Raw genomic sequence first — 2048 nt, forward strand, 5'->3', positions numbered from 1 at the left:
GCCACCGCCTGTGAGTTGCTGGGGTGGTTGCGCGCCAACGGCAAGCCCAAGACGGTCGAATGCAGGGCCTTCCTGGATACTCTGGAGGCACAGCAGCGGATCACCCTGCCGGCGCGACGGTCGAAGCGCAGCAAGCGGGTGGCCGTATCCATTGCGACCGATGACACCCCGGCACCGGTGCCGATCCAGGGTCCGCTCGCTGCACTGGGTCCAGTGCGTCTGCAACCGGTGGTCAGTGCTGAACAGCGCAGCAGGTGGCGCGCCTTGGTCGAGCAGCATCACTATCTGGGGCATCGCATTGCCTTTGGCGCCCATCTGCGTTACCTCATTGAGTCGTCTCGGGGTACCGTGGGGTGTCTGCAATACGCCAGCCCTGCCTGGCGGCTGCAAGGGCGGGATCAGTGGATCGGCTGGAGCGATGCGCAGCGCCGGGCACGCCTGCAGCATGTTGTGTGCAACAGCCGTTTTCTGATTTTACCCTGGGTGCAGGTGCCGAACCTGGCCAGTCATGTGCTGGCGCTGGGCAAGCGGCAGCTGGTGATGGACTGGCAGGCGCAGTATGGTGTGACTCCCTGGCTGCTGGAGACACTGGTGGATCCCCGGTATTTTCGCGGCACCTGTTACCGGGCTGCGAACTGGATTGCTGTGGGGGAAACGAGGGGACGGGGCCGCGATGATCGCCACCACCGCCGTCACGGGGCGGCGCCCAAGCAGGTCTGGCTTGACCCCCTGCACCGGCACAGCCGGCGCTGGCTGTGCGGGGAGGGGTAAGCGATGGGCTGTGCCGCTCAGGTTCTGGAAATCGACCCCCTGGAGGAGGTCCGCCGCATGGCGCATCGACAACTGGACCAATGGCTGGAGCAGATGCGGCCCCTGTTCGAACAGGAAAAGCCGCCCACGCTGATGGAGTTGAGCCAGCATTTCACCCGCACCCGCCAGCAGTTGCTCGGTGGCGTGCTGCAATCGCTGGCCGATGCACTCTACGTTCATCTCAAGGACCAGCGCCAGGCCCCCTGTCCGTGCTGCGGCAAAACGATCCGGCGCAAGCGCCGGGATCCCAAGCGCTGCAACACCCTGCAGGGGCCGGTCGACCTGGAGCGCGGGTACTTCTACTGCACCGACTGCCGGGTTGGCTTTCACCCGCTGGACGAGGCGATGGAACTCAGCCGCGCCTTTCATCAATACGACGTCGAGGAGAAGGTTCTCAAGCTGGCCGCCGATATGCCCTATGAGCGGGCGGCGGAACTGGTCAGCGACCTGACCGGAGTGCCGGTCAGCAACCGCCACGCCCATCAACAGGTTGAACAGGTGGTGCAGCTCGCCGACCTGGAGACCGTGATCCCCGATCGCCAGACCATCCGCCGCCGCATCGAGCAGGCCAAAAAGGACCCTGACGACCGGCCGGTGCTGGTGGTGGCGCTGGACGGCGCCCACGCCCCGACGCGTTCCCGGGCCAAGCGCAACGCCAAACGCGGGCCGGGCAAATGGCGCGAGGTCAAAGGCGTGCGCCTCTACCTGGCGCCGGAAGACGGCCGCATCGTCCCGCTGGTCAGCTGGCACCAGATCCAGGATGCCGACGCCATGAAACAGGATCTCCAGCAGATCGCCGCCCGCATCCCGCAAGACCAGGTGCGCATCGCCCTGCTGGGTGACGGCGCGGCCTGGGTCTGGAACACCCTGGAGGCCTGCTTCCCCGAGGGCCGGCCGGTGCTCGACTATTACCACTGCGCCGAACACGTCCACAAAGTGGCCGACGCCCACTACGGGAACTGCGCCAGGGCCATCGAATGGGTGGAGGCCACCCTGGCGCGGCTGGCCGCGAATCAGGTGGACGCGGTGATCTGGGGCCTGCAACGGCTCCAGGCCGATGCCTTCGCCAGAACCGAGATCGACAAGCTCATCACCTACCTGCAGAACCACCGTCACCGGATCGACTACGACGCCTGCAAGGCCGAAGGCCTGCCCATCGGCAGCGGTGGCATCGAATCCGCCAACAAGTTCATCAGCCACGCCCGGCTGAAACGCTCCGGCGCCTGGTGGGTGGTGAC

2 protein-coding genes are annotated in these 2048 nt (G+C 66.2%); both read left to right on the forward strand.

Annotation, left to right across the window (positions count from 1 at the left end; all coding sequences use genetic code 11):
* On the forward strand, nucleotides 1–771 hold a 771-nt coding region (locus tag LPW30_RS15820), incomplete at its 5' end, for a Druantia anti-phage system protein DruA (RefSeq protein WP_239681355.1).
* A gap of 3 nt (nucleotides 772–774) precedes the next feature.
* On the forward strand, nucleotides 775–2048 hold a 1274-nt coding region (locus LPW30_RS15825), incomplete at its 3' end, for an ISKra4 family transposase (protein ID WP_239681356.1).

The sequence above is a fragment of the Ectothiorhodospira variabilis genome, assembly GCF_022227625.1.
In the GTDB taxonomy this organism is placed as follows: Bacteria; Pseudomonadota; Gammaproteobacteria; order Ectothiorhodospirales; family Ectothiorhodospiraceae; genus Ectothiorhodospira; species Ectothiorhodospira haloalkaliphila.